Below are 606 nucleotides of genomic sequence, written 5' to 3'. Positions count from 1 at the left end.
AACCAAAGCCGATTTAATCATCCTTGCCTACGGTACCAATGAAGCCTTTTCCGGCAACCTCGATATTTCCTCTACCGAGCGGACATGGCGCAATTACATCCGTCAAATCAAAAACACCCTGCCTAACGCAGGTATCCTGATCCTCGGCGCTCCGGAATCTTTGAAAACTGCCTACGGCAGCTGCGGCAACCGTCCAGTCTTACTCAGCGAAGTACAACAAATGCAGCAACGCGTTGCCCATGACGAAAAAATCATGTTCTGGTCTTGGCAGGATGCGATGGGCGGGGCATGCAGCATGAAAAACTGGATGGCTCAAGGCTTGGCAGCCAAAGACGGCGTCCACTTCTCTGCACAAGGTTATGAAACTGCAGCCGATAAGCTTGCCGACAGCCTGATCCGCTTTGCTCAATAAATTGGCCAAGGCCTAAGTGTTTTTCATTAACAGCACATAAAAGGCCGTCTGAAATTAATATTTCAGACGGCCTTTTGTTTATCGCTTATTCAGCAAACTGCTTATTTTTTTAAGCCAACATATTGCTGCTCATGCGTTGCGTTTGGTTTTCCGTAAAATGAACCAATCTTGCCTGCCTGTCAAAACCTAATGGC

The 606-nt window shown here is 47.5% G+C and carries 1 protein-coding gene; it reads left to right on the top strand.

Annotation, left to right across the window (positions count from 1 at the left end):
- Nucleotides 1-412 (top strand): GDSL-type esterase/lipase family protein (locus ACTHUM_RS17620; protein ID WP_440403638.1); only part of this gene is annotated, 412 nt, incomplete at its 5' end.
- Between the last annotated feature and the right edge of the window lie 194 nt (nucleotides 413-606).

The sequence above is a fragment of the Neisseria sp. P0021.S006 genome, from assembly GCF_051956895.1.
This window is presented reverse-complemented; position numbering and strand designations above follow the sequence as displayed.